The sequence below is a fragment of the uncultured Kluyvera sp. genome (assembly GCF_902485085.1).
Classification (GTDB): domain Bacteria; phylum Pseudomonadota; class Gammaproteobacteria; order Enterobacterales; family Enterobacteriaceae; genus Kluyvera; species Kluyvera ascorbata.
The window spans coordinates 1-22,523 of sequence record NZ_CABTJS010000036.1 but is presented as its reverse complement, the minus strand read 5'-3'; the positions used below and the strand labels follow the sequence as shown (position 1 = coordinate 22,523).

The window sequence follows — 22,523 nt, the reverse complement described above, 5'->3', positions numbered from 1 at the left end:
AACCTCCCCGCAAGATTAGGGAGGTTGCGTGATTTATTTAAGCCGGATCAAACTGGCGGCAGATCGAAGAGTAAAATTTCACTTTCGCTATCTGCGTGAACAGAAATCGCTTGCTCGTCCCAGATGGCCAGACCATCGCTGGTGGTGGCTTTGGTGCCGTTGATGCTCACTTCGCCTTTTACTACCTGAATCCACACACGGCGGTCAGCGGCAATCTGATGCACCGACTGTTCGCCTTTCGCCAGCGCCCAACGGTACAGCTCCATATCCTGGTACACCTTCAGCGAGCCTTCACGAGCATCCGGAGACAACACCAGCTGTTTGCCCTGAAGGGCGTCGAAGCGGCGCTGTTCGTAGCGCGGCGTGATGCCGGTTTTTTCTGGAATGATCCAGATCTGGTACAGGTGCAGCTTATCGGTGGCGCTTGGGTTGTACTCGGAGTGACGAATACCGGTACCCGCGCTCATAATCTGGAACTCGCCCGCTGGAACCTGCTCTTTGTTACCCATGCTGTCCTGGTGCTCAACGGCGCCTTCCAGAACATAGGTCAGGATTTCCATGTCTTTATGCGGGTGAGTACCGAAACCCTGGCCTGCATCAATCACGTCATCGTTAATCACGCGCAGTGCCGAGAAGCCCATGTAATTCGGGTCGTAGTAATCGGCAAACGAGAAGGTATGCCAGGAATCCAGCCAACCATGATTCGCATGACCACGTTCATTTGCTTTGCGTAAGAAAATCATTTTTTACCCCCTCATGTTTTCGATGAAACAAGTTTGGACGTAAACCGCTCAGGATGATAGTGGGTGAAAATTGACTCCTCTGTTCAAAAAATATGAATAAGAACGGAGGAGCCCTGTTTGCTTATTTGGTGAGGCTTATCGTGGCAGGAGCAGGCTGTTCAAAGACCCGTTCAAGCAGTTCCATATTGGTCAGAGCCTCAGTTTCCTTGACAAAATTCGGCGTGCCGTTTGTCAACGTCTGGTACAGCGCATCGTACACGCGACCGTAGTCACCGCGCTCCGCCTGCCACTGCTCTTTCACCGTATCGCCCGCGTCGTTGACGTATTCCAGGTAAGAGACAGAGTCGTCCGCCGCAAAATTCGCATCGCCCGGCATAATGCCCGCTTTAAGGCTGGTTTCCTGCTGGTCGATACCGTATTTCACAAACGACCCTTTGGTGCCGTGAACGATGAATTTCGGGTAGTCGATTTTCACCAGGTGGCTGGTTTTAACGATAGCCTTCAGGTTGCCGTAGTAGAGCTGCGCTTCAAAGGTGTCGTCCGGGTTGGCCGGGTTGCGCAGGCTGCGGATATCGTAGGAAGCGTGATCCGGGCGGCCGAACAGCGAGATTATCTGGTCCATGGTGTGCACGCCCAGGCCATAAAACGCGCCATCCTGCGGGCGGCCCGGCTGAGTTGGTGATTCCGGGCGGTAGTAATCGAAATGGCTTTCCACTTCCACAATCTCACCCAGCTTGCCGCTTTCAATGGCTTTTTTCGCGGTCAGGAAGCAGGAGTCAAAGCGGCGGTTCTGGTATGGAGACACCGTCAACCCTTTGCTTTTCGCCAGCGCAAAGAGCGTTTTAGCTTCGGCAAGCGTGGGCGTAAACGGCTTTTCCACCAGCACGTTCTTGCCCGCTTCCAGCGCCTTTTTTGCGTATTCGAAGTGGCTATCGGCGTGGGTACACACCACCACCAGTTTCACCTGCGGGTCATTCAGAATGTCGTCCAGTTCGCTGGTGAAGTGAATATGTGCGTACTGCGGCGCCTGCTCGTCCGCTTTTGGGCTGCGGCGATAGATATGCGCGACATGCCAGTCCGCTTTTCGCTCAAGAACATAGGGAAGATGATAACGGGTGGCGCTTTTGCCAAAACCGATAAAGGCACAGTGCAGAGTCATGGTTCAGTCCTTTTGAAATGTTTGCTGAACACCATAACGCACCTTGCAGTGAAATGAATCCCCGTGGGGCTAAAAATAGGCCAAGGGAATACGTGGAATGCGGCTTATAAGAATCACAAATAACTCCATAATAAATAACGGGTTAAATTCCTAAAACCATGCAAAAACGTTGACCGCCCCGGGCAAATTCTGGATAAGAGTGCCTGTGAAATAAGGAGTATTTCTCAACGAAATTCCGCTAATGGAGTCACCACCAATTGCTCATGGGAAGAGAGTTTCTCGCCGTTAACTGCACCATTTTTTTCTGGCTACTCGCTCTGATAGCCTGGTTTTTCAACGTCTCCTCTCTGGCGTGCTTGTCCGGTGCATGTTCCCTCTTCTCTTTTGTCCTCCATATCAAACTAAATCAGGCCAGCCACATGTTTAAAAAGAATAAGTCCACAGACGTTACCCCTTCCCCATCACCATCATCCATTCCACTCCCTTGCGAAGAAAAAGAGTCGACCGGCACCAAAAAACAGGACCCGACGGTGATAGCGAGCAACGTGTGCTTTGAGGGGAATATTGCCTCAAGCGGGCATGTCTACATTTATGGCTCGTTGAAAGGCAACATTGAGGCCGGAGACGGGCTGATAAAAATCATTCACGGCGGGCTAGTCGAGGGCAACATCACCTGCAGGGAGCTTATCATCGACGGTAACGTAGTGGGGCAATGTCGCAGCCAGTCGCTGGAAATCGCCGAAAATGGTTATGTACTCGGCACCATCGCTTACAACCATCTGGCCATTAAGAAAGGCGGGAAATTCTCCGGCCAGGCCGAAATTCTACCCACTGAAACGGGGAAAAATAATGTGCCTGGTTTTACTCATGAGACCCCAGCATCCGTAGGCATCAGCAAGGCAGCAGAAAAAAATGACAAAAAAAAGCCAGCTTAAAGCTGGCTAAAGTAATACTGGAAGCAATGTGAGCAATGTCGTGCTTTCAGGTTCTCCGCAAGGACGCCCTGAACGCAGGACAATAATAATCATTCTCATTCGCACTTGTCCAACGTTTTTTGCAAAAAAAGCTAATTGACGCACATTTCAAAATCAATGATGTTAAAAGGGACTTTTAAACCACAAAGGAAAAGAGAATGAGTGACATCGTGATTCGCCACGCTGAACCTGAAGATTACGACGCAATCCGTCAGATCCATGCCCAGCCAGAGGTGTATCACAACACGCTACAGGTCCCTCATCCTTCCAACCATATGTGGCAAGAACGGCTAGCCGACCAGCCCGGTATTAAACAGCTCGTCGCCTGTATTGGCGAGCAGGTGGTTGGGCACCTCTGCATCGCCGTTGCCCAGCGCCCTCGCCGCAGCCATGTCGCCGATTTTGGTATCTGCGTCGACGCCCGTTGGCAAAACCGCGGCGTCGCCAGCGCGCTGATGCGCACCATGATCGATATGTGCGACAACTGGCTGCGCGTCGACCGCATTGAGCTGACGGTGTTTGTCGATAACGCGCCGGCGGTGACGGTTTATCAGAAGCACGGGTTTGAGATTGAAGGTACGGGGCGGAAATACGGGCTGCGCAACGGGGAGTATGTGGATGCGTATTTTATGGCGCGGATGAAGTCTTAGCCTGAAAGCAGGGTGGCCTGATACCTCTTTCTCAGGCTACCCTGGCAATGACACTACCACTCACCATAGGGATACGTTTTCCCTTTCATCCCATCTTCTATCTCCTGAGAGTAGCGGTATTTGCGCAGGAACTCTCCGTCTGCACCTTCCTGTTTGCAGAGAGTAAGATCTGCGCCTGAAACGGTACTGATTTTGTGTGGGGTAACAATGGGGGCTGGGTATGAGCCCCCATCCGGGAACCAGATCCTGACATGGCCTCCCGGTGAAAGACCAAACAGCATATTGTCGTACCAGAGAACCTTGCCCCGGAACAGGTGCTCGGCAGGTGTCTTCATACGCTGCCACGTGGCGGGGGAAAACAGCACGCTGGTTTCGTAAGTTTTCCTGTCGATAAAGGAGTCCCAGCAGAAAATCATATACTGTGGCGGCATTTTTACGAGGTTGAAGTTTACGCTGCCACCGTGAGGTTTTGTGGTCCAGATTGTGACTGAATTGGGATCCTGAGCAGTCTTATCGAGCATACGGAAAATGTACAGATAGCCGTCGGTATCGAGTACTCTTACGTGCCTCACCCGGGCTGGTAACCGCCATGGGGTGATAAAAGAGAAACTCCATTTCCCGTAGGGTAACGACCAGTCACCGCTGGCCGCCTGCTTTGATTGTAAAGGGTGAATTTTCGGCTGGCTGCAGCCTGCAATCAGGAACAGCATCAGTATCAGCGTTCTTGCCATAACCACCATATTTTCCATCCTTGTCATCACCACTCTCCATAGGGATACGTTTTCCCTTTCATCCCATCTTCTATCTCCTGGGAGTAGCGGTATTTACGCAGGAACTCTCCGTCTGCACCTTCCTGTTTGCAGAGGGTAAGATCAGCGCCTGAAACGGTGCTGATTTTATAGGGTGTAAAAGGGATGGCGGGATGGCTACCGACGTCCGGGAACCAGGTTCTCACCTTGCCGCCGGGTGACAGGCCAAACAACATATTGTGATACCAGATAGGTTCACCAGAAGGACGCGTATGGTTCGCCGGGGTCTTCATACGCTGCCACGTGGCGGGAGAAAATAGCACGCTGGTTTCGTATGTTTTCCTGTCGATAAAGGAATCCCAGCAGAAAATCATGTACTGAGGCGGCATTTTTACAAGATTTAAATCGGCACCACCACCATGTGCTTTTTTCGTCCAGGTTGTGACTGAGTTAGGATCGCGGGATGTAGGATCGAGCATACGGAAAATGTACAGATAGCCGTCGGTATCAAGTACTCTTACATGAGTCACGTCTGCAGGAAGTTGCCACGGGGTTATAAAAGAAAACCCCCACTTTTCATATGGCAATGACCAGTCGCCGCTGGCGGCCTGTTTTGACTGTAATGGATGAGTTTTTGGTTGGCTGCAGCCCGTAATAAGAAGTAACACCAGAACTAGTGCTTTTGATAAACTCATTGTTTTACTCCATCCATGTTATATATCGTGCGGCTCCACTCCTCGTCAGGCCGATTAACGAAGCCCACTACCTCGGAGACTGCAGCTCCTCCTCCTAGCCCTCCATTTTGGTTTACAGCAATGGCATTCCAGTTTGCTGAACAGTGGATGTAGGACTCGGCAATGGAGTCCATTTCCTCGGAGCTAAACTGCGTAGCTGGTGTCCGGGTTCGGGCAGCTTTACCCATTGCAATAGCTTTCTGACAAAAATCATCAAGCACAGCGGGCAGTTCCGTCCCTTTTTTACGCTCAACATCATCAAATAAAACGCCCGCCTCTTTCGCAGCATCAATCATCACTCGCAGCGTGACCATCGACCAGTCATGCTTAACAATACGCTTGCGCAGCGTTAAAGCCGCAAAGCTGCGCTTTTGCATCTGACCGTAGCGATCGTTAGGCGTCAAGTCATCCTCCCAGACCTCTGGAGTGATGTCGTTGGTGCGAATAATGGGTGCGATGGCGACTGAACGCTCCAGCATCGGCAGTTGCGCCATTGCTTGTCGATAGACTCGCGAGTGTTCATTCGCCTGGTCAGCGGACAGGGTTTCGACTAGCGGGCGAGTGAGGAAGAGATCCTCACGGGTCTGCGGCAGATAGCCGCCGCCAATATCAGAATGCACACCCGGCAGCGAGAGCTCCGGCCAGGCAGGGGAGACACTATTAAGCGCAAAGTTATAGCGGCACTCGTGCTGCGCGGTGATATGGAATACCTTCTGGGCCACGCCGGGGCGCAGAGAAAGATTGACCTCCCCCGTGTCGGCACTATGTGGGTTGAGTCCATTGGTGGGAGTACCAATAGCCGCAACCGTATCAAAGATGCCGATAAAACGGGTTTTCCCTGCGGGTGCGCCACTATAGGTATGACTCCCCATCCCGACCTTAATCGCGTTAACAATAGCGCTATCCTCAGACTGGATACGATTGGCAAAATGTCGCGCTGCCGCCGCTCCGCGGCTAAATCCAAATATATCAATAAGTAAAGCTTCCACACTATATTCTCCATCCAGAGAATCCAGTGCCGCAGCTATTGATGAGGTTAATTTTTGTACGGCATTATTAGTTTTCGCAATTACGCCACTATCAGAAATTCCAAGCCCCATACCAATCACGCTATCTGGTTCACCTGCTTGAGTACCTATCCCCTCAATATAGATACCACGTTGAATATAACTGTCAGTAACGGAGAATGCTCGGCGATACAACTCACTCAACCAATGAATGTTTGTGTAATACCCTGAGTAACTTGTCGCCCCCATTCCCTTAATCCCCATCTTTTCTGAAACATTTCGCTTAACAATACTTTCCGCATCCAGACTCTGGATATCAAAGTGCTCCGCCGAACACGCCGCCAGCATATTCCCCGTATTCACCGCATTATTTCCCGTCCCATCAAAAAAGATCCCCAACACCAGCGTCACGCGTCGCACAACAGGCTCTTCGGGTGGTTTGGATTCAGGCAGAGCTGGTGCGGGAGGAAACAGCCGCTGGTAGTTTTCCGGCGTCACCAGATGGTCAAACTCCGTGCCTGCCGCAAGGTGGCTGCAACGAATATAATCATAATCAGCAGAGATATATTCGTAGTCTATAGTATCTTCTTCCACCTGTAGCTGAATACTGTTTAATCTTGCACCACGAACCTCAATGACATAATACTTTTCCATTCGCCCAAAACGATTGATCCGATAAATATCAAAAGTCATATTCAGGGATTCATTGTTATTAATCGCGCTGTATAATAGCGGCGAACTCTTATCCAGCATTTTACAAAATCGAATACCCTGAGGGTTTGCGCCAGCACCGGTACTTATGGTGCTTTGCATCAGGTTAAAGATGAAGATCTGATCTTCATGTCCGAGTTGATATCGGTTTCCGACAGATCTTTGGGTTCCGCACCCGGTAGATATATTACCTTGACGCTCTCCACTCAGCGTTAAATAGACAATATCACTCACACCCTACTCCATTCATTCCATGATAAGTACGAAGGGTAATGAAAAAAAAGACGTCCTTTCCTGCCATTCGTCAAAACAAAGAGGTTAATTATTGCTTTTCAGAAAATAAAAGAACAAAGGATCAAATTAAACAAATAATAACACTCATACTATTCAAGTGATAAATATGGCCCAAAAATAAGCTATTGGGCCATATTTATATTAATACCCCGCAGTCAAATCATCCGGTGAACGCGGGTCCGACGCGCCATATAGCGTGCCATCCGGGTCCACCATGATGCTCTGCGTACTGCCCATCGCCTCTTTCACCGCCACCTTCTGCCCCTTGGCTTCCAGCAGCTTCAACGTATCCGGGCTAAACCCCTTCTCCACCCGCAGCTCGTCCGGCAACCACTGGTGGTGGAAGCGCGGCGCGTTGGTGGCTTCCGCCACGTTCATGCCGAAATCGATGGAGTTCACCACCATTTGTAGCACCGTGGTGATAATCCGACTGCCGCCCGGGCTACCGGTGACCAGCCAGGTTTTCCCGTCTTTCACCACAATCGTTGGCGACATCGACGAAAGCGGACGTTTCTTCGGCCCGACCGCGTTGGCATCGCCGCCCACCAGCCCGTAGACGTTCGGTACGCCCGGCTTGGCGGAGAAGTCATCCATCTCGTTATTCATCAGAATGCCGGTATTGCCCGCCACGATGCCGGTACCAAAAGTGGTGTTGAGGGTGTAGGTCACTGCCACCGCGTTACCGTCTTTATCCACCACCGAGAAATGCGTGGTCTGGTTACTTTCGTACGGTGCCAGCTTGCCCGGCTTAATCTGGCTGGACGGTTTGGCCTTGTTGATATCAATCTGGTCGGCAATAGATTTGGCGTAGGCTTTATTGGTCAGCGCCTGCCACGGCACCTTCACGAAGTCCGGGTCGCCGAGGTATTCCGAGCGATCGGCGTAGGCGTGCTTTTCAGCTTCTGCCATCAACTGCATCGCGTCGGCGCTGCCGAAGCCGTATTTATGCAGGTCGAAGTTTTCGAGAATATTGAGGATCTGCACGATGTGGATCCCGCCGGAAGACGGTGGCGGCATTGAAAAGACTTCGTAACCACGGTACTCGCCGCTAATGGGCGTACGCTCAACCGCCTTATAGTTTGCCAGGTCCGCCTTAGTCATCAGGCCGCCGTTTTTATGCATCTCCTCGGCAATCTGGTCGGCAATCGTCCCTTTGTAGAAGGCATCCGGGCCGTTTTCAGCAATCAGTTCCAGGCTTTTCGCCAGGTTGGTCTGCACCAGCTTATCGCCCTTTTTAAGCGGCTCACCGTCTTTCCAGAAAATAGCTTTGCTATTGGTATGATGAGGCAGCACTTCACTACCGTAGGTTTTGAGATCGTCAGCCAGCGCGTCATTCACCACGAATCCGTCTTTGGCGAGTTTAATCGCTGGGCGTATCACTTTATTGAGCGGCATCGTGCCGTACTTCTCCAGCGCCAGCGAGAAGCCGGCCACCGTGCCCGGCGTGCCGGAAGCCAGATGTGAGGTCAGCGATTTTTTGCTGTCTGGGTTGCCATGATCGTCGAGGAACATGTCGCGGGTCGCCTGTTCCGGCGCCATTTCACGGAAATCAATCGCCGTGGTTTTGCCCTCTTTGGTCCGCAGCATCATAAACCCGCCGCCGCCGATATTCCCCGCCTGCGGATGAGTGACCGCCAGCGCGTAACCCACGGCCACCGCCGCATCCACGGCGTTACCGCCCTGGCGCAGAATCTCTACGCCCACGCGCGTAGCGGTAGCATCAACCGAAGCCACCATGCCATGCTGGGCACGTACGGGATGAAAGACATCCTCCTCAACCCCGTAGGAAACCGGCGGCGGTGGAGGGGCAGAAATCGCGCTAAAACAGCTTCCTGACAGCAGAGCAGCAAGGGCCACCCGGCGTAAAAACGTCGGCATTATTGTCATCATCATTCTCCAGAGAGTGCGGTGAGGTCCCCACTAAGCCTGGTTCATAATGCTGAAATAATCCTCGTTACGGTGGGAAAGGAGTAAACTTAAGAAATCCCCTACAAGGAGGAAAGACGATGAAACGATTACTGATTCTGGCGGCGTTGCTGCCGTTCACCGCGCTGGCCGCGCCGCTGAACATCGACAACAACCCGAACCAGCCGGGCTATGAGATCCCAAGCCAGCAGCGGATGCAGACCCGTATGCTTAACCAACAGCAGCAGCAAAAAAGCATGCTGAACCAGCAGCGCCAGGTGCAGACGCAGCAGCAACAGCAGCATCTGCAAAACCAACTGAACACCAACCAGCAGCGCGTGCAGCAGTCGCAGCCAGGCATGCTAAATCAGCAACAGCAGCCGCTGCCCAATAACAACGGCGGCATGCTGAAGCCGTATTAAGGCTGGAAGTCAGGGCCGATAATATCAATCGCATCGGTACAGATGCAGTCAACACCCCAGCGCAGCAGTTCGGCGGCGCGCTGGGGGTTATTCACGGTATACACCAGAATCCGCAACCCCGCTTCACGCAGCGCATCGACCCGCGCTTCATCCAGCAGTCGATGGTTGAGGTGAATCGAAACGCATCCCAGGCGTGTCGTCAGTTCGCGCCAGTCGTCACGCCACTCATCCAGCAGTAAGCCACGCGGCAGCTCCGGTGCGGCAAGCTGGGCGGCTTCCAGCGCATCAATTTCAAACGACGACAGCAGCGGTGGGGTCATGTCAGCCCACAGTTCGCGGGCAGCCAGCGCCACCACTTTACCGGTCAGCGTTCCGCAGCCGGTGGTCGGTTTAATTTCGATATTCGCCATCATGCCGTGCTGACGGCAGCGTTCCGCCACCTGCGACAGCAGCGGCAGTGGTTCATCCTTGAAGCTGCTGTTAAACCAGCTACCGGCATCCACACGCAGCAATTCCTGCCAGTTCAGTTCTCCGGCGACGCCCCAGCCGTTGCTGGTGCGTTCGAGGTTGTCGTCGTGCAGCAGGAAAATCTGCCCGTCTTTCGACAGCTTGGCGTCAAACTCAATCATGGTATGACCGTAGCGTGCGCCAACGTCGATTGCCGCCAGGGTGTTTTCCGGCGCTAACTTACCGCCGCCACGGTGGGCGACGATGTGGGGATAAGGCCAATTGCTCATACGCGTAATCCTGTCTCACCTTCAAAGAGGTGCAAATGATCGTCCGGCAGATGCAGCCACAGCGTGGTGCCCGCGGGCGGACGCTGCTGATGCGGCAAGCGCACCACCATTTTCTGCTCACCAAAGCGGCCGTGGGCCAGGTTATCGGCGCCGAGAATTTCCAGCGTATCCATCACCAGCGGCACGCCGCCTTCGGCCTGCGAGCTTAGCGCAATATGTTCCGGGCGGATACCCAGCGTCATACGGCGGCCGGCGTATTCACGTTGCGAAGCAGGCAGCGGCAGCTGCATGCCGTTTTCCAGCACGAAGCGCGGGCCGGACTCATCAATCTGACCGTCCAGCAGGTTCATCGCCGGGCTGCCGATAAAGCTCGCCACAAAGCGGCTGGCCGGCTTCTCATACACTTCCACCGGCGTACCAATCTGCTCGGCAATGCCTTTGTTCATCACCATCACCCGCTGGGCGAGGGTCATTGCTTCTACCTGATCGTGGGTGACGTACAGAGAGGTGGTTTTCAGGCGGCGGTGAAGCTGCTGTAATTCCAGGCGCATCTGCACGCGCAGCTTAGCATCAAGGTTGGAGAGCGGTTCATCAAACAGGAACACCGCCGGGTCACGCACAATGGCGCGGCCCATCGCCACACGCTGGCGCTGACCGCCGGAGAGCTCGCGCGGGCGGCGCTTCAGCAGGCCATCCAGCTCAAGAATGCGCGCCGCTTCCTGCACTTTCTCGGCAATATGTGCTTTGCCCATGCCGCGAATTTTCAGCCCCCAGGCCATGTTCTCTTCCACGCTCATGTGCGGGTAGAGCGCATAGTTCTGGAACACCATCGCGATGCCGCGATCTTTCGGTTCCATCTCGGTCACGCGTTTGCGGTCAATCCAGATATCACCGCTGGTCACGCGTTCAAGCCCTGCCACCATGCGCAGCAGCGTCGACTTTCCGCAGCCCGACGGGCCGACCATCACAATAAATTCCCCGTCTGCCACGTCCAGCGTCAGCGGTTGAATGACCTGGGTTTTACCGTCCCAGCTTTTGGTTACTGCCTGTAGTTTTAAACCAGCCATTTTTATTTCTCACTGTCCACTAAACCACGCACAAAGGCACGCTGCATGGCTAAAACGATAACAACGGGGGGAATAAGGGTGAGCAGCATCGCCGCCATCACCTGATTCCACTGCGTGGTGCCTTCACCGGTGGCGATCATCCCTTTGATGCCTGCCACGGCGGTGCCGAGGTTCACGTCGGTAATAATCAGCAGCGGCCAGAGGTACTGGTTCCAGCCGTAAATAAAGGTGATCACGAACAGCGCCGCGAGGTTGGTTTTCGACAGCGGCAGCACGATGTCGCGGAAAAAGCGCATCGGCGACGCGCCATCAATGCGCGCGGCTTCAATCAGCTCGTCCGGCAGGGTCATAAAGAACTGGCGGAACAGGAAGGTGGCGGTCGCCGAGGCCATCAGCGGCAGCGTCAGACCCGCGTAGCTGTCGAGCATCTTCAGGTTGGCAATCACCTCAACCGTCGGGAAGATACGCACTTCCACCGGCAGCATCAGGGTGATAAAGATCATCCAGAAGAACAGGTTACGCAGCGGAAAGCGGAACCAGACGATGGCGAAGGCCGAGAGCATCGACACCGCGATTTTGCCGACGGTAATGGCAAAGGCCATGATGAAGCTGTTGAGCATCATCAGCCAGAACGGCGCGCTGTTGACGCCCACGCCGTTGACCCAAATCGCCTTCATGTTCTCGAACAGATGGCCGCCGGGAATCAGCGTCATCGGCGTTTCAAACACCGCTTTGTTATCCAGCGTCGCTGCCGTAAAGGCAACGTACAGCGGGAACAGGATAACGATAATCCCGAGGATCAGCATGGTGTGGCTGAATATCGTCAGCCCGCGACGGTTCTCAATCATTGGTAGCGCACCTTACTTTCCACGTAGCGGAACTGCACCACGGTCAGGATGATAACGAGGAACATCAGCACCACCGACTGCGCCGCAGAGGCCGAGAGATCCAGCCCGGCAAACCCTTCGCGGTAAATCTTATAAATCAGCGTGGTAGTGGCCTGTACTGGGCCGCCTGCGGTCGCGGCGTCGATCACCGGGAAGGTATCGAAGAAGGCGTACACTAAGTTGACCACCAGCAGGAAGAAGCTCACCGGCGCAATCAGCGGCAGCGCCAGCTTGAAGAAACGGCGAATTGGGCCTGCGCCGTCGATGGCAGCAGCCTCGACCAGCGAGCGCGGAATAGATTGAAGCGCGGCGAAGAAGAACAAGAAGTTGTAGCTTATCTGTTTCCACACCGAGGCGAAGACCACCAGGAACATGGCCTGACCGCTGTTCTGCGCGTGGTTCCAGTCGTAGCCGAACTCGCCGAGGAAATGGGTAATCAGCCCACGTCCAGGGTTAAACAGGAAGATCCACAGTACGGCGGCTACGGCAGGCGCAACGGCGTAAGGCAGCAGCATCAGCGTCTGGTAAAGACGGCTGCCACGCACCACATAATCCACCAGCGCCGCGAAGAACAGCGATACCAGCAGGCCGCTTATCGTCACCAGGCCGCTGAACTTGATAGTCGTCCAGAAGGAGTCGAGGTAGTAGCTGTCGTGGAACAGCGTGACGAAGTTGTCCAGGCCAACGAACTGGCTGGAAAGGCCAAACGGGTCAACGCTTTGCAGTGAGTACCACAGCGCTTCGCCAGCGGGCCAGATAAAGAAGATAACGGTGATAATCAGCTGTGGGGCGACCAATGCGTAAGGCAGCCAGCGCGATTTAAACACCGGACGGGATGATGACATGAAGGTTTTATTCCTGAGCAGTGCCGGATGGCGCTACGCTTATCCGGCCTACGCGTTGATGTAGGCCGGGTAAGGCGAAGCCGCCACCCGGCATTTCACATTAAGACTTGGTCGATTGCTCGAAGCGACGCAGCAGCTGATTCCCGCGCTCTACCGCAGAGTCCAGCGCCTGCTGAGGCGTTTTCTTACCGGTCCAGACGCTTTCCAGTTCTTCATCCACGATGGTACGAATCTGCGGCATGTTGCCCAGACGCAGACCTTTAGTGAACGGCAACGGTGGCTTGTTCAGCATCTGACGCGTGGCGATGTCGGCACCTGGGTTCTTGTCATAGAAGCCCTGCTGACGGGTCAGGTCATACGCGGCGGTAGTGATTGGCAGGTAGCCGGTTTTCTGGTGCCATTCGGCCGCAATTTCCGGCTTAGCCAGGAACTCGAGGAATTTCGCCACGCCGGTGTAGGTCTCTTTGTCTTTACCCTGCATCACCCACAGGCTTGCCCCGCCGATAATGGCGTTCTGCGGTGCGCCCTTCACGTCGGCATCGTAAGGCATCATGCCCACGCCGTAGTTGAATTTGGCGTACTGACGAATGTCGGCCAGCGAGCCGGAAGAGGCGGTGGTAATGGCGCAGTCACCGTTATAGAACTTCTCGGTGGACTCATCTTTACGGCCGAAGTAGCTGAAATCACCCTTCTTGTTCAGTTCTTCCAGCAGCGCGATGTGTTTCACCTGCTCTGGCTTGTTGAACTCCAGTACCGCATCGGTACCGTCGAAGCCGTTGTTTTTGGTGGCGACCGGCAGGCCGTGCCAGGCGCTGAAGTTTTCAATCTGGATCCAGCCCTGCCAACCGCTGGCGTAGCCGCACTTCATACCGGCTGCTTTCAGCTTCGCGGTGTAGGCCGCCAGATCCTGCCAGGTTTTCGGCGGCTGGTTCGGGTCTAAACCGGCTTTCTTAAAGGCGTCTTTGTTGTAGTACAGCACCGGGGTGGAGCTGTTAAACGGCTGGGACAGCAGGTGCCCGGTTTTGGAGTCGGTGTAGTAACCGGAAACTGTCGGCACAAACTGAGATTCATCGAACTTGATACCGGCTTCGTCAAACACCTGATATACCGGCTTAATCGCTTTTGACGCCATCATGGTGGCGGTACCGACTTCATACACCTGCAAAATTGCCGGGGCGTTACCGGTACGGAACGCAGCAATGCCTGCACTCAGGCTCTGCTCGTAGTTGCCTTTGTACACCGGCTGAATTTTGTAATCCGGGTTGGCGGCGTTAAAGCGCTGCGCCAGAGAGTCAACCTCTTTACCCAGCTCACCTTCCATTGAATGCCAGAATGGAATAGTGGTCACCGCCATAGCCTGACCTGCGAATGCCAGACTCATTGCCAATCCTAAAGCTGTATGTCGTAACGATATCATCGGTTATCTCTCTTTTTGTGCCGGGATGCGCGATATCACGCGTTTTATGTTCGCGGGGGTAACATGACATGCTCGAATGACAGAAAAATAACTTTTTTATTACAAAAAAAAGATAGTAAGGCGACAAAGGGATGGCAAGGCGGTGACGGTTCTAAGAAGGGAAAGTGGGAGCTATGACACGTATAGAGAAAGTACCGCCCCCGGGGTCGGCGCAAGCGCCTCGCCCGGGCTACGGGTTGCCCGCCGAAGTGCCTCCGGGGTTATCCACGCAAGCGGGAGGCTATTTGCTCCAGCGTCAACTGGCCCGCAGCAGCCTCAACCGTCATCGCCACATAATCCGGATTGGCCGCGAGCGTAATACCATTGCGCTTTAAAAACAGCAGCGTGATAAACAGCGCGGTGCGCTTATTACCATCATTGAAAATATGCCCCCGCGATATGGCCAGCAGATGCATTGCTGCCAGTAGCCACACGTCAGTCACACCCTCATATTCGATCCGGTTAAGCACCCGATACATTAACGCTTCCGCACGTCCGGGATCGGGCATGCCCACAACACCAGGCGTAACGCGGAGCAGCCTGTCATGAAACGCTATTATCTCTTCCGCTGAGATAATCTGAAGGTTCATTTATCCGCCAACTCCTCAATCTCGTTGCCGTGAATCGCCATGATGGCCGCAAATTCATCGTCGAGTCTGGCTGCCTGATAGCGCTCAAACTCTTCAGCGCTAATGATGACCGCAGGTTTATGCCCACGACGTGTGATGGTGACAGGTACGCCCGTCACAGCGATCTCCAGCACTTCGGCTAGATTCTGTCGTGCCTCGCTATAGTTAATCGTACGCATAGAGACCTCCATAGTTGTACGTCTTAATTGTACAACATATATGTACAAAAAAAGAGCCATCAGGCTCTTTTAAATATCTTCGTGCTGAAAGTTCCCCCGGGATTGGCGCAAGCGCCTCGCCCGGGGTTGCAGGAAATTAACCGCCAAGGTACGCGCTGCGCACCGCTTCGTTCGCCAGCAGTGCATCACCGGTGTCTTCCAGCACCACGTGACCGTTTTCCAGTACGTAGCCGCGGTCGGCGAGCTTCAGCGCCTGGTTGGCGTTCTGCTCGACGAGGAAGATGGTCATGCCCTGCTTACGCAGCTGCTCGATGGTGTCGAAGATCTGCTGGATGATAATCGGAGCCAGACCCAGAGAAGGCTCATCAAGCAGCAGCAGGCGCGGCTGGCTCATCAGCGCACGGCCAATTGCCAGCATCTGCTGTTCACCGCCGGACATGGTTCCCGCACGCTGGATGCGGCGCTCAAGCAGACGTGGGAACAGGTCGTACACCCATTTGATGCGCTCCTGGAACTGGTCGCGGTCAGCGAAAAAGCCGCCCATCGCCAGGTTCTCTTCCACCGTCATGCGCGAGAAGACGCGGCGCCCTTCCGGAACAATCGCTACCGCTTCACGCATGATTTTTGCCGTCTGCCAGTCGGTAATGTCTTTATCATCAAAGACAATGCGTCCGCTGGTGGCGCGCGGGTCGCCGCATAATGTGCCGAGCAGCGTGGTTTTCCCCGCGCCGTTGGCGCCAATCAGGGTAACGATTTCACCCTGATTAATATGCAGGCTGACGTCGTGCAGCGCCTGAATCTTGCCGTAGTGGGCGCTGACTTTATCAAACGATAACATCACTTTATCCATATTATGCCTCACCCAGATAAGCGCGGATCACGTCCGGGTTGTTGCGGATCTCTTCCGGCGTACCGTTCGCCAGCGGCGTACCCTGATTCACCACGTAGATGCGATCGGAAATGCCCATCACCAGCTTCATATCATGCTCAATCAGCAGGATAGTGGTGTTGTGATGGTTACGCAGCTCGGCAATCAGCTCATCCAGCTCTTTGGTCTCTTTCGGGTTGAGGCCTGCCGCCGGTTCGTCGAGCATCAGGATTTCCGGCTGCGTCACCATGCAGCGGGCAATTTCCAGACGACGCTGGTCGCCGTAGGCCAGGTTACTGGCCTGACGATTGGCATGCTCTAACAGGCCGATACGCTCAAGCCAGGTGGCGGCGCGGTCCAGCGCTTCGCTCTGCGCGCGCTTGAACGATGGCGTTTTCAGCAGGCCGGAGAAGACCCCGGTCTTCAACTGCTGGTGCTGTGCCACCAGCAGGTTTTCAATCACCGTCATTTCACGGAACAGACGCACGTGCTGGAAGGTACGCACCACGCCCATGCGGGCAATCTGCTGGCCCGGCAGCCCTTCCAGGTGCTGGTCGCGCAGCATAATGGTGCCGCCGGTCGGCTTGTAGAAGCCGGTCAGGCAGTTAAAGACCGTGGTTTTCCCCGCGCCGTTCGGGCCAATCAGGGAGACGATTTCCTGAGGATGCAGCTCCAGCGCCACGTTGTTGACCGCCAGCAGGCCGCCAAAACGCATCATCAGGCCGTTAACGGATAATAATGGCTGACTCATGCCTGCTCTCCTTCTTTCGCTTTCCCGTTTTTCAACTTCATCTGTACACGGGTCATCGGCAGAAGCCCCTGCGGACGCCAGATCATCATCAGGACCATCAGGCCGCCGAGCATCAGCATGCTGTATTCGTTAAAGTCACGCATCAGCTCGCGCGAGACCACCAGCAGAATTGCCGCAAGGATCACCGCAAACTGCGAGCCCATCCCGCCCAGTACCACAATCGCCAGCACGAAGGCCGACTCGGCAAAGGTGAAGGATTCCGGGCTGACAAAGCCCTGGCGCGCGGCGAACAGCGTACCGGCAAAACCGGCGAACGCGGCGCTGATGGTAAAAGCGGTCAGCTTGATGCGCGTTGGGCTCAGGCCCAGCGAGCGACAGGCGATTTCGTCTTCACGCAGCGCTTCCCACGCGCGGCCCAGCGGCATACGCAGCAGGCGGTTGATGACGAACAGGCTCAGCACCACCAGCAGCAGCGCCACCAGATAAAGGAAGATAACGCGGTCAGACGGGTCGTACTTAACGTTAAAGAAGTTACTGAAGGTATCCCAGCCGCCTTCACGGGCGCTGCGGCTGAACTCCAGACCGAAGAAGGTCGGTTTAGGGATCTGGCTGATACCGTTCGGGCCACCGGTGATTTCGGTGTTGTTAAGAAGCAGGATACGGACGATTTCACCGAAGCCTAAAGTCACAATCGCCAGATAGTCACCGCGCAGACGCAGTACCGGGAAGCCGAGCAGGAAGCCCGCCGCCGCTGAGACCAGCCCCGCGATTGGCAGGCAGGTCCAGAAGCCGAGACCGTAATAATGGTTCAGCAACGCGAAGGTATAAGCGCCAATGGCATAGAAGCCGCCGTAGCCCAGTACCAGCAGGCCGGAAAGCCCCACCACCACGTTCAGGCCCAGGCCAAGGATGATGTAAATCATGGTCAGGGTGGCGATATCCACCGTACCGCGCGAGACCATAAACGGCCACGCCACGGCAATCACCAGCAGCGCCACCAGGAACAGTTTCTGCTTAACCGTCGAGCCATCAATAGCGGGCAGAATAAATTTCGGCCCGGAGACGCTTTTCAGCCCCTTCTGGAACAGCGGTCGCAGCATCTGGAAGAAAAAGACTACCGCGGTGCCGATAAAGATCCACTGCCAGCGGATATCCGCCGCGCTGCCGACCACCAGTTTAGTGCCGTCGAGTTGCAACTGAACGCCCATAAAGACGCCAGCCAGTACAAAGAACATGGCGGCAGAGAGCAGCGCCATCGCAAATTGCATCGGTTTCATACTTTCTCTACCTCCGGGCGGCCCAGGATGCCGGTCGGCATCACCAGCAGCACCACGATCAGCAGCGCGAACGACACAACGTCTTTATATTCGGTGCTCAGATACGCTGAGGACAACGCTTCCGCAATGCCGAGGATAAGCCCGCCGATCATTGCGCCTGGAATACTGCCGATACCGCCGAGTACCGCCGCGGTGAAGGCTTTCATCCCGGCCATAAAGCCGATGTACGGGTTGATAACGCCGTAGAATTGACCCAGCAGTACGCCCGCCACCGCCGCCATCGCTGCGCCAATGACAAACGTCAGGGCAATCACACGGTCGGTGTTAATGCCGAGCAGGCTCGCCATTTTCAGGTCTTCCGCGCAGGCACGGCAGGCGCGTCCCATGCGGGAGTAGCGGATAAACAGCGTCAGCGCCAGCATAGCAACGAAGGTTACAATCCAGATAACCAGCTGCATGGTGGTGATAGAGGCGGAGAAGTTTTCGCTGCTGCCGACAATCCACTGACCGTTAAACAGGCTCGGCAGCGCGATGTCGCGCGAACCTTCGGTCAGGCTGACGTAGTTTTGCAGGAAGATAGACATCCCGATGGCGGAGATCAGCGCAATCAGACGCTTGGAGCTACGCACCGGACGGTAAGCCACCCGTTCGATACTCCAGCCGTAGGCGCTGGCAATCACAATCGCCCCGATGAAGCCGGCAGCGACCAGCAGCCAGCCGGTATCGATGCCCATCATCATCAGCGCGGCGATGATCATAAAGGAGACATAACTACCGATCATGTACACCTCGCCGTGGGCGAAGTTGATCATGCCGATAATCCCGTACACCATGGTGTAACCGATGGCGATCAGTGCATAGGTGCTTCCCAGCGTTACGCCGTTAAACATCTGCTGCACAAAGTAGAGAACCTGCTCTGACATATATTAGCCTTTTGCTACCCCTGCGAATCTACGCCCGCCAGGGGGAAATGAAGGTTACTTCACCGCGGTGGATGAGCCGTCGGCATGCCACTGGAAGACCCCGAACTCAAATCCTTTCAGATCGCCTTTGTCATCCCAGCTCAGCGGCCCAATCACGGTTTTCGCACCGTTTGCTTTCAAGTCTTTAATCAGCGCCTGCGGGTCATCGCTACCGGTACGCTCCATGGCGGTCGCCAGAGACTGCACGGCGGCGTAGGTGATCCAGACGTATGGCCCGGTTGGGTCTTTCTTCTGCGCTTTCAGGGCATCGACGATAGCGCTGTTTGTCGGATCCTGGTCATAGCGTTTTGGCATGGTCACCAGCATGCCCTCCGCCGCGTTACCCGCGATGTTCGACAGCGAAGCGTTACCTACGCCTTCTGGGCCCATAAATTGGGTTTTCAGGCCAACCGCACGCGCCTGGCGCAGCATCTGTCCCATTTCCGGGTAGTAGCCACCGTAGTAAACGAAGTCGATATTCTCTTTTTGCAGACGCGCAATCAGCGCGGAGAAGTCTTTTTCACCGGCAGTAATCCCGTCGAAGAAAACGATATTGGCTTTCCCAGCCTTCAGACCTTCCTGCACAGAACGCGCCAGACCTTCACCGTACTGCTGCTTGTCGTGAATAATGGCGATGCGCTGCGGCTTCACTTTATTCAGGATGTAGTTGGCGGCGGTTGGGCCCTGAGAGGAGTCCAGGCCAGCGGTACGCATGATGTAGTGGTAGCCACGCTGGGTCAGCTCTGGGTTGGTCGCGCCCGGAGAGATCATCAGAATGCCTTCATCCTCATAGATGTCAGAAGCCGGCTGCGTGGAGGAAGAGCAGAGGTGGCCAATCACATATTTAATGCCGTCGTTGACGATTTTGTTGGCAACCGCCACCGCTTGTTTCGGGTCACAGGCGTCGTCGTACTCAACGCCCACCAGTTTGTCGCCTTTGATGCCGCCCTTGGCGTTGATGTCTTTAATGGCCTGACGCGCACCGTTGAACTCCATATCGCCCCACTGCGCGACTGGGCCAGACATGGCGCCGACGACGGCAACCTTAATATCCTCAGCCATCGCCGCGTGTGACATAGCCAGCGCGATCATCCCTGCGATTACTGTTTTTGTATTCCTTTTCATACTTCGGGATCCCCATTCGTGATGTCGTGTTTACACGTCGTGGCGTGTATATATTTTGTTGTTTGGTGGTTAAAAAGCATTCTGTACTTTTAATATACAACGCTACTTTTGCCATTATCTTTAATGGGTTAGCGCAGCTTTTTAGCGAAATACAGACTAAATTCTCTATTTTTCAGTCTATTAAGAAAAGATAATATTCTGATTTTTGCCATAGATAAACAAAAAAAAGCCCGAACAGCAGCATAAAATAACGACACAATAAGCCGAATAAAATGCTAGTTTTTAGGTTAAAACTCTGAGTATTTTTCGATCCATGATGTTTCAAACTGTCTGCATAGATAACGAAAAATTAATCCCCTACTGAACAAGCCAAAAAAGAGAAAGCTTCCGACAGAATAAATTGAGTACACTGACCACCATTTTCGAGATTTGAGCAAACTGCCCATGAAGCTGACCATCATTCGTTTAGAAACCCTGAGCGACCAGGACCACATCTGCCTCGGTAAAATCTGGCCTGCACAGTCCCCCAACGAGCAGCACCTTGATGAGACTCACCGCCTGTACGCCGCCCGTTTTAACGAGCGCCTGCTGGCAGCGGTAGAAGTCACACTGGGCAATAGCCAGGGCGTGCTTAACGGTTTGTGCGTACGCGAAGTTACCCGCCGCCGCGGCGTGGGGCAGTATCTGGTTGAAGAAGTGATGCGCGATAACCCACAGATCAGCCGCTGGACGTTGAGCAAAGCAGGCGTGGAAGAGAGCCTGGAAATGGCCGCATTTGCCAAAGCGCTGGGCTTTACGATGCATGCTGAGGGCTGGGTTCGAGGGTAGTGCCGATCCCGGCGTCGGCTAACGCCTCGGCCGGGCTACATCTCGTGTAGGCCAGATAAGCGCAGCGCCATCAGGCAGCGCTGCGCACATTGCCGGATGGCGGCATACGCCTTATCCGGCCTACATTTGATGCGGTTTCGTAGCGCAATAACGTCTTACTTCGCGTCGGTCGCCGTACCGTTAGCGTGCCAGTTAAAGATGCCGAATTCGAAGCCTTTCAGGTCACCTTTCTCATCCCACGACAGCGGACCCATGACGGTATCCACGGTGTTGGCTTTCAGGTATTTGGCAATCTCAGCCGGATCGTCAGAATGGTTCAGGCCCGCCTGCAGGGACTGCAGCGCAGCGTAAGTGGTCCATACGAACGCGCCGCTTGGATCCTGTTTCTTCGCCTTGATAGCATCTACGATTGGTTTGTTCGCTGGAACCTGGTCGTAGTTCTTAGGTTTCGTCACCAACAGACCTTCCGCAGAATCACCCGCGATGTTAGACAGCGACACGTTTGCCACGCCTTCCGGCCCCATGAACTGGGTTTTCAGGCCAGCAGCACGCGCCTGACGCAGGATCTGACCCATCTCAGGGTGGTAACCACCGAAGTAAACAAAGTCGATGTTCTCTTTCTTCAGGCGCGCAACCAGCGTGGAGAAGTCTTTCTCACCAGCAGTGATACCGTCGAAGAAGACCACGTTCGCGCCGCCTTTCTTCAGACCATCCTGAACCGCGCGTGCCAGACCTTCACCGTACTGCTGCTTATCGTGAACAACGGCGATGCGCTGTGGCTTCACTTTCTCGAGAATGTATTTCGCCGCAGTTGGGCCCTGGTCGGAGTCCAGACCGGTAGTACGCAGAATCAGCTTGTAGCCACGCGCCGTCAGTTCCGGTGCGGTCGCCGCTGGGGTGATCATCAGAATGCCTTCGTCTTCATAGATATCAGACGCTGGCTGCGTGGAGGAGGAGCAGAGGTGACCAATGACGTATTTGATCCCGTCGTTCACCACTTTGTTCGCTACCGCAACCGCTTGTTTTGGGTCACAGGCATCATCATATTTTACGATTTCCAGCTTATTGCCTTTGATACCGCCCTTGGCGTTAATGTCGGCAACCGCCTGAGTCGCACCGCTGAACTCCTGGTCACCGTACTGCGCAACCGGGCCGGACATCGCGCCAACAACAGCAACTTTAATATTTTCTGCTAATGCCATATTGCTGAATGCCAGTGCAATACATCCTGCCAGTAACGCTTTACCCTTCATTTTCATCCTGAGGTTCCCCATTGTTATGGTTATTGCATTTGTTGTGATGTTGTTATTTAGCACATTATTCTTATATCAGACGCATGGTAAGTATAAGATATTAATATTAAGGGACGCTGCCTGTGCTTTTGCAGCATACTCTGCTAAAACATACCCCATTTTTATGAATTTGAAACGTTAATTTTGACGGATTTGTAACGCAAAAATGACAAAAAAAAGCCACTCATCGGAGTGGCTTGGGAGTAGGGTGTATCCCCGGCGGCGCTTCGCTTGGCCGGGCTACCATGTCCTGTAGCCCGGCCAAGCGAAGC

At 54.4% G+C, this 22,523-nt stretch carries 22 protein-coding genes and 1 pseudogene; 4 read left to right on the top strand and 19 right to left on the bottom strand.

Features of this window, described 5'->3' with window-relative positions; all coding sequences use genetic code 11:
• Positions 1-47: 47 nt before the first annotated feature.
• Positions 48-743, bottom strand: coding sequence for a pirin family protein (locus RDN66_RS05455; protein ID WP_035892157.1), 696 nt, complete (start codon positions 741-743; stop codon positions 48-50).
• Positions 744-864: 121 nt separating this feature from the next.
• Positions 865-1,902 (bottom strand): oxidoreductase, encoded by a 1,038-nt coding sequence (locus RDN66_RS05450; protein ID WP_308537651.1) that lies wholly within the window; start codon positions 1,900-1,902, stop codon positions 865-867.
• Between the two features lie 263 nt (positions 1,903-2,165).
• Here RDN66_RS05450 and RDN66_RS05445 point away from each other — a divergent pair, with 263 nt between their 5' ends.
• Both RDN66_RS05445 and yhhY read left to right on the top strand, forming a co-directional pair.
• Positions 2,166-2,837 (top strand): polymer-forming cytoskeletal protein, encoded by a 672-nt coding sequence (locus RDN66_RS05445; protein WP_202218059.1) that lies wholly within the window; start codon positions 2,166-2,168, stop codon positions 2,835-2,837.
• A gap of 197 nt (positions 2,838-3,034) precedes the next feature.
• Positions 3,035-3,526, top strand: coding sequence for an N-acetyltransferase (yhhY, locus tag RDN66_RS05440; protein ID WP_202217047.1), 492 nt, complete (start codon positions 3,035-3,037; stop codon positions 3,524-3,526).
• Positions 3,527-3,579: 53 nt separating this feature from the next.
• On the opposite strand, the gene RDN66_RS05435 is transcribed toward yhhY, so the two are convergent.
• From RDN66_RS05435 to ggt, 4 genes are all read right to left on the bottom strand, one after another.
• Entirely contained in the window at positions 3,580-4,284 is a 705-nt protein-coding gene (locus RDN66_RS05435) for a DUF2931 family protein (RefSeq protein WP_227675127.1), read from the bottom strand.
• Entirely contained in the window at positions 4,284-4,970 is a 687-nt protein-coding gene (locus tag RDN66_RS05430; protein ID WP_308537650.1) for a DUF2931 family protein, read from the bottom strand. Before RDN66_RS05430 ends, RDN66_RS05435 begins: the two co-directional genes overlap by 1 nt.
• Positions 4,967-6,961, bottom strand: a complete 1,995-nt coding sequence (tssD, locus tag RDN66_RS05425) for a type VI secretion system tube protein TssD (protein WP_308537649.1) — start codon at positions 6,959-6,961, stop codon at positions 4,967-4,969. The genes RDN66_RS05430 and tssD overlap by 4 nt, the downstream gene beginning before the upstream one ends.
• A gap of 201 nt (positions 6,962-7,162) precedes the next feature.
• Positions 7,163-8,908 (bottom strand): gamma-glutamyltransferase, encoded by a 1,746-nt coding sequence (gene ggt / locus RDN66_RS05420; RefSeq protein WP_374043988.1) that lies wholly within the window; start codon positions 8,906-8,908, stop codon positions 7,163-7,165.
• A 119-nt stretch (positions 8,909-9,027) separates the two neighbouring features.
• On the opposite strand from ggt, the pseudogene RDN66_RS05415 reads away from it, so the two are divergent.
• A pseudogene (locus tag RDN66_RS05415) lies at positions 9,028-9,336 on the top strand (DUF2756 family protein); the annotation flags it as partial.
• A gap of 8 nt (positions 9,337-9,344) precedes the next feature.
• Here RDN66_RS05415 and ugpQ read toward each other — a convergent pair.
• The 12 genes from ugpQ to livK all read right to left on the bottom strand — a co-directional run bounded on the left by ugpQ (position 9,345) and on the right by livK (position 20,131).
• Positions 9,345-10,085 (bottom strand): glycerophosphodiester phosphodiesterase, encoded by a 741-nt coding sequence (gene ugpQ, locus RDN66_RS05410; RefSeq protein WP_035892162.1) that lies wholly within the window; start codon positions 10,083-10,085, stop codon positions 9,345-9,347.
• Positions 10,082-11,152, bottom strand: coding sequence for a sn-glycerol-3-phosphate import ATP-binding protein UgpC (locus RDN66_RS05405; protein WP_308537648.1), 1,071 nt, complete (start codon positions 11,150-11,152; stop codon positions 10,082-10,084). The genes ugpQ and RDN66_RS05405 overlap by 4 nt, the downstream gene beginning before the upstream one ends.
• Positions 11,153-11,154: 2 nt before the next feature.
• Positions 11,155-12,000, bottom strand: a complete 846-nt coding sequence (gene ugpE / locus RDN66_RS05400) for a sn-glycerol-3-phosphate ABC transporter permease UgpE (protein ID WP_035892165.1) — start codon at positions 11,998-12,000, stop codon at positions 11,155-11,157.
• Positions 11,997-12,884 carry a sn-glycerol-3-phosphate ABC transporter permease UgpA gene (gene ugpA, locus RDN66_RS05395; protein WP_035892166.1) on the bottom strand — a complete coding sequence of 296 codons (888 nt, stop codon included), beginning with the start codon at positions 12,882-12,884 and terminating at the stop codon, positions 11,997-11,999. The genes ugpE and ugpA overlap by 4 nt, the downstream gene beginning before the upstream one ends.
• 100 nt (positions 12,885-12,984) lie before the next feature.
• A complete protein-coding gene (gene ugpB / locus RDN66_RS05390) occupies positions 12,985-14,301 on the bottom strand; it encodes a sn-glycerol-3-phosphate ABC transporter substrate-binding protein UgpB (protein WP_035892169.1) in 1,317 nt (438 codons plus the stop codon).
• A gap of 260 nt (positions 14,302-14,561) precedes the next feature.
• Positions 14,562-14,930 carry a type II toxin-antitoxin system death-on-curing family toxin gene (locus RDN66_RS05385; RefSeq protein WP_035892171.1) on the bottom strand — a complete coding sequence of 123 codons (369 nt, stop codon included), beginning with the start codon at positions 14,928-14,930 and terminating at the stop codon, positions 14,562-14,564.
• The gene (locus RDN66_RS05380) at positions 14,927-15,148 is read right to left on the bottom strand and encodes a type II toxin-antitoxin system Phd/YefM family antitoxin (protein WP_202217042.1); all 222 of its coding nucleotides are present in this window, start codon (positions 15,146-15,148) and stop codon (positions 14,927-14,929) included. The genes RDN66_RS05385 and RDN66_RS05380 overlap by 4 nt, the downstream gene beginning before the upstream one ends.
• 136 nt (positions 15,149-15,284) lie before the next feature.
• Positions 15,285-15,998: a high-affinity branched-chain amino acid ABC transporter ATP-binding protein LivF gene (gene livF / locus RDN66_RS05375; RefSeq protein WP_081918523.1), complete on the bottom strand. Its 714-nt coding sequence runs from the start codon at positions 15,996-15,998 to the stop codon at positions 15,285-15,287.
• 1 nt (position 15,999) lies between these two features.
• Positions 16,000-16,767, bottom strand: coding sequence for a high-affinity branched-chain amino acid ABC transporter ATP-binding protein LivG (gene livG / locus RDN66_RS05370; RefSeq protein WP_035892174.1), 768 nt, complete (start codon positions 16,765-16,767; stop codon positions 16,000-16,002).
• Positions 16,764-18,044, bottom strand: coding sequence for a branched chain amino acid ABC transporter permease LivM (gene livM, locus RDN66_RS05365; RefSeq protein ID WP_035892176.1), 1,281 nt, complete (start codon positions 18,042-18,044; stop codon positions 16,764-16,766). Before livM ends, livG begins: the two co-directional genes overlap by 4 nt.
• Positions 18,041-18,967: a high-affinity branched-chain amino acid ABC transporter permease LivH gene (livH, locus tag RDN66_RS05360; protein WP_035892178.1), complete on the bottom strand. Its 927-nt coding sequence runs from the start codon at positions 18,965-18,967 to the stop codon at positions 18,041-18,043. The genes livM and livH overlap by 4 nt, the downstream gene beginning before the upstream one ends.
• A 54-nt stretch (positions 18,968-19,021) precedes the next feature.
• A complete protein-coding gene (gene livK, locus RDN66_RS05355; RefSeq protein ID WP_035892180.1) occupies positions 19,022-20,131 on the bottom strand; it encodes a high-affinity branched-chain amino acid ABC transporter substrate-binding protein LivK in 1,110 nt (369 codons plus the stop codon).
• 444 nt (positions 20,132-20,575) lie between these two features.
• On the opposite strand from livK, the gene panM reads away from it, so the two are divergent.
• Entirely contained in the window at positions 20,576-20,959 is a 384-nt protein-coding gene (panM, locus tag RDN66_RS05350) for an aspartate 1-decarboxylase autocleavage activator PanM (RefSeq protein ID WP_123650892.1), read from the top strand.
• A 155-nt stretch (positions 20,960-21,114) separates the two neighbouring features.
• Here the strand turns inward: panM and livJ are convergent, their stop codons facing one another.
• Positions 21,115-22,218, bottom strand: a complete 1,104-nt coding sequence (gene livJ / locus RDN66_RS05345; protein WP_115073690.1) for a branched chain amino acid ABC transporter substrate-binding protein LivJ — start codon at positions 22,216-22,218, stop codon at positions 21,115-21,117.
• Between the last annotated feature and the right edge of the window lie 305 nt (positions 22,219-22,523).

Excerpts from the sequence above, each read along its gene's own strand:
- RDN66_RS05455 (WP_035892157.1), bottom strand. The coding sequence starts at position 743 with ATGATTTTCTTACGCAAAGCAAATGAACGTGGTCATGCGAATCATGGT.
- RDN66_RS05450 (WP_308537651.1), bottom strand. The coding sequence starts at position 1,902 with ATGACTCTGCACTGTGCCTTTATCGGTTTTGGCAAAAGCGCCACCCGT.
- RDN66_RS05445 (WP_202218059.1), top strand. The coding sequence starts at position 2,166 with ATGGGAAGAGAGTTTCTCGCCGTTAACTGCACCATTTTTTTCTGGCTA.
- yhhY (WP_202217047.1), top strand. The coding sequence starts at position 3,035 with ATGAGTGACATCGTGATTCGCCACGCTGAACCTGAAGATTACGACGCA.
- RDN66_RS05435 (WP_227675127.1), bottom strand. The coding sequence starts at position 4,284 with ATGACAAGGATGGAAAATATGGTGGTTATGGCAAGAACGCTGATACTG.
- RDN66_RS05430 (WP_308537650.1), bottom strand. The coding sequence starts at position 4,970 with ATGAGTTTATCAAAAGCACTAGTTCTGGTGTTACTTCTTATTACGGGC.
- ggt (WP_374043988.1), bottom strand. The coding sequence starts at position 8,908 with ATGACAATAATGCCGACGTTTTTACGCCGGGTGGCCCTTGCTGCTCTG.
- ugpQ (WP_035892162.1), bottom strand. The coding sequence starts at position 10,085 with ATGAGCAATTGGCCTTATCCCCACATCGTCGCCCACCGTGGCGGCGGT.
- RDN66_RS05405 (WP_308537648.1), bottom strand. The coding sequence starts at position 11,152 with ATGGCTGGTTTAAAACTACAGGCAGTAACCAAAAGCTGGGACGGTAAA.
- ugpE (WP_035892165.1), bottom strand. The coding sequence starts at position 12,000 with ATGATTGAGAACCGTCGCGGGCTGACGATATTCAGCCACACCATGCTG.
- ugpA (WP_035892166.1), bottom strand. The coding sequence starts at position 12,884 with ATGTCATCATCCCGTCCGGTGTTTAAATCGCGCTGGCTGCCTTACGCA.
- ugpB (WP_035892169.1), bottom strand. The coding sequence starts at position 14,301 with ATGATATCGTTACGACATACAGCTTTAGGATTGGCAATGAGTCTGGCA.
- RDN66_RS05385 (WP_035892171.1), bottom strand. The coding sequence starts at position 14,930 with ATGAACCTTCAGATTATCTCAGCGGAAGAGATAATAGCGTTTCATGAC.
- RDN66_RS05380 (WP_202217042.1), bottom strand. The coding sequence starts at position 15,148 with ATGCGTACGATTAACTATAGCGAGGCACGACAGAATCTAGCCGAAGTG.
- livF (WP_081918523.1), bottom strand. The coding sequence starts at position 15,998 with ATGGATAAAGTGATGTTATCGTTTGATAAAGTCAGCGCCCACTACGGC.
- livG (WP_035892174.1), bottom strand. The coding sequence starts at position 16,767 with ATGAGTCAGCCATTATTATCCGTTAACGGCCTGATGATGCGTTTTGGC.
- livM (WP_035892176.1), bottom strand. The coding sequence starts at position 18,044 with ATGAAACCGATGCAATTTGCGATGGCGCTGCTCTCTGCCGCCATGTTC.
- livH (WP_035892178.1), bottom strand. The coding sequence starts at position 18,967 with ATGTCAGAGCAGGTTCTCTACTTTGTGCAGCAGATGTTTAACGGCGTA.
- livK (WP_035892180.1), bottom strand. The coding sequence starts at position 20,131 with ATGAAAAGGAATACAAAAACAGTAATCGCAGGGATGATCGCGCTGGCT.
- panM (WP_123650892.1), top strand. The coding sequence starts at position 20,576 with ATGAAGCTGACCATCATTCGTTTAGAAACCCTGAGCGACCAGGACCAC.
- livJ (WP_115073690.1), bottom strand. The coding sequence starts at position 22,218 with ATGAAAATGAAGGGTAAAGCGTTACTGGCAGGATGTATTGCACTGGCA.